Source organism: Endozoicomonas sp. ONNA2 (assembly GCF_024606365.1).
Taxonomy (GTDB): Bacteria; Pseudomonadota; Gammaproteobacteria; order Pseudomonadales; family Endozoicomonadaceae; genus Endozoicomonas.
In genome coordinates this window covers 1-3151 of sequence record NZ_JAHHPO010001007.1, presented here as the reverse complement: position 1 = coordinate 3151, position 3151 = coordinate 1, and the positions used below count along the sequence as shown (strand labels likewise).

Below are 3151 nucleotides of genomic sequence, written 5' to 3'. Positions count from 1 at the left end.
AATTGGTCTAAAAATCCGCTTTTGTTCGGCAAATAGTCCCGCTACTTGTGCCCTTCAGGGTATTCACCTCACAAAATCGAATTTTCTACCATTCTCGTTACGAGGTCGCCTATTCTCCAACAACCTTATTAATAAGCAGACTTGGCCTGCCATGGATTCTGAACTCTCAGCATCCCGGAAAGTAACTGGAATAAGTAAGTAGTTGCCAATACAGTAACGGTCGGTAATCAAATACATTATATAAACAATCACCTGAACGTCGTTTCACATATTTGGCGAGTACAAACTTATGCACAATTACTCCCGCATCTGTATCTATTGAGGACGCATATGCGGGAACAATAATACATCCCTGATTGACGGCATATCCGTAAACAGCATCACCAGCCGGTCAATACCAATACCTTCTCCGGCGGTTGGTGGCAGACCGTATTCAAGTGCATTGATATAGTCTGCATCGAAATGCATTGCCTCATCATCCCCGGCATCCTTTTCCGCTACCTGCTGCCTGAAACGCTCAGCCTGGTCTTCTGAGTCATTCAACTCAGAAAAGCCATTAGCGATTTCCCGACCCCCCACAAAGAACTCAAAGCGCTCAGTAACAAAGGGGTTGTCGTCATTTTTACGGGACAGAGGTGACACCTCGGTCGGGTAATCAGTGATGAAGGTAGGACCAAGCAAATGATGCTCCACCGTTTCATCAAAGATTTCCATCTGAATCTTGCCAAGCCCCCAGATTGGCTTTACATCAATGCCCAACCGCTCGGCAACCTGCGTTGCTGAATCCGGGTTGTCGATATCGGCGGCATCAAGATCCGGGTTAAAGTGCAAGATAGATTCAAAGACCGACATCCGCGCAAACGGCTTGCCAAAATCGATCATCTGCCCCTGGTACTCGAACTCAGTTTTACCCAGAACTTCCTGAGCCAGCTGCTTCAGCATGGCTTCAGTGTGATCCATCATGTCGGTGTAATCCGCATAAGCCTGATAAAATTCAATCATGGTGAATTCCGGGTTATGTCTAGTAGACAACCCTTCATTGCGGAAGTTCCGGTTAATCTCAAATACCCGTTCAAAACCACCAACGACCACTCGCTTCAGATAAAGTTCCGGAGCAATACGGAGATACATATCGATATCCAGCGCGTTGTGATGGGTCACAAACGGTTTGGCCGTGGCACCACCGGGGATCACCTGCAGCATCGGCGTCTCGACTTCCATGAAGTCCTGACTCAGGAAGTAGTTACGGATACCTTGAATGATGCTGGAACGGATCCGGAAGGTTTCCCGGGACTGTTCACTGGTAATCAGGTCAACATAGCGCTGACGGTAACGCTGCTCGGTGTCAGTGAGGCCTTTATGCTTTTCAGGCAATGGGCGCAGGGACTTGGTCAATAGCTGGACAGCACTCATATCAACGTAAAGGTCTCCTTTACCTGAACGCTGAACAACCCCTTCTGCACCGATAATATCCCCCAGATCCCAGGTCTTGATCGCAGCCAGAGTCTCTTTTGGTAACTGCTTGCGGTTCACATAGAGCTGGATGCGGCCAGACATATCCTGCAGTTCCATGAACGCACCACGGTTCAACATAATACGGCCAGCCACTTTAACATGGTGGTTCAGGCCTTCCAGGGCAGCCTTGTCATGATCTTTGAACTGCTCCTGAAGATCGTCAGCCAGGGAATCACGTCGGAATTTATTCGGAAATGCCACCCCTTTTTCGCGAATGGCCGCCAGCTTTTCCCGGCGCAGGGTCACCAGGCGGTTCTGGTCTTCAGCTGCCTTTTCTTCCTGCACCTGTTGTGACAAAAAATGTTGTTCAGACATAAGACTCTCTTCCAGTTACATACCTTTTTTCAAGCTCGCCTCAATGAACTTGTTCAGGTCACCATCCAGCACAGACTGGGTATTGCGGGTTTCTACCCCGGTACGAAGATCCTTGATTCGGGAGTCATCCAGTACATAGGAGCGAATCTGACTGCCCCAGCCGATGTCCGACTTGGAATCTTCCATCGCCTGCGACTCGGCTGTTCTCTTTTGCATCTCCATTTCATAAAGCCTGGCCTTCAGCTGTTGCATGGCCTTGTCTTTATTCTGATGCTGGGAACGCTGGTTCTGACACTGGACAACAATGCCTGTTGGCCCGTGGGTAATACGTACGGCAGAATCGGTGGTATTAACGTGCTGTCCACCGGCACCACTGGAACGATAGGTATCGACACGCAGATCTGCCGGATTGATTTCAATATCAATATTGTCATCAATTTCAGGGGAAACAAAAACGGAAGCAAAGGAAGTATGACGACGATTACCGGAATCAAACGGTGACTTGCGCACCAGGCGATGAACGCCGATTTCAGTTCTCAACCAACCAAACGCATAATCCCCGTTAAACTGAACCGTTGCCGATTTGATACCGGCCACTTCACCGGCAGAGACTTCAATGATGTCCGTTTTGAAACCGTTGGCCTCACCCCAGCGCAGGTACATTCTCAGCAGCATATTGGCCCAGTCCTGAGCCTCAGTCCCGCCGGAACCGGCCTGAATATCCAAAAAGGCGCTATTAGGGTCCATTTCACCGGAGAACATACGACGAAATTCAAGTGCTTCCAGTTTTTGGGCCAGCTCATCAAGCTCATCAACAACGCCCTGGACACCGTCCTCGTCTTCTTCTTCTACCGACATTTCCAGCAGTTCTTCACAATCGCCCAGACCACTGGTCAGAACATCAATAGTAGAAACAATCGCTTCCAGGGTGGCACGCTCTTTACCCAACTTCTGGGCATACTCAGGATCATTCCAGACGTTCGGGTCTTCCAGCTCCCGTTCCACTTCCTGCAACCGCTCACTTTTGTGAGCGTAGTCAAAGATACCCCCTAAGCACGTCAGTACGCGCTTTCAGGTCCTTGATACGCTCCTTGATGGGATTGACTTCAAACATTGCCTTAAATCACTCACTGTTGTCAGATGCACAAATACCCTACTGCAAAGCCTCATCAAGAGCGGACTCATGACGGCTCTGGAAATACAATGGGAGTGGAGATGACAGCACACATGAAAGCTGCCCATAAAAACAGCTGGCTGACCTCTGTCAGGAGGCTGTCAGAGAATAGACTGCCCTACGCGGCAACTGCTCCTGCGTTGCTCT

The 3151-nt window shown here is 49.5% G+C and carries 2 protein-coding genes; both read right to left on the bottom strand.

Translation table 11 applies throughout. From position 1 onward, the window contains the following. Window positions 1-315: 315 nt before the first annotated feature. Window positions 316-1830, bottom strand: a complete 1515-nt coding sequence (gene lysS / locus KDK14_RS17775) for a lysine--tRNA ligase (protein WP_257266532.1) — start codon at window positions 1828-1830, stop codon at window positions 316-318. A gap of 15 nt (window positions 1831-1845) precedes the next feature. Continuing rightward, window positions 1846-2944 (bottom strand): peptide chain release factor 2 gene (gene prfB / locus KDK14_RS17770; protein ID WP_257266531.1). Its coding sequence is split into 2 segments (ribosomal slippage): window positions 1846-2868 and window positions 2870-2944, totalling 1098 coding nucleotides; the frame shifts between segments, so codons are not numbered across the junction. Window positions 2945-3151: the final 207 nt, after the last annotated feature.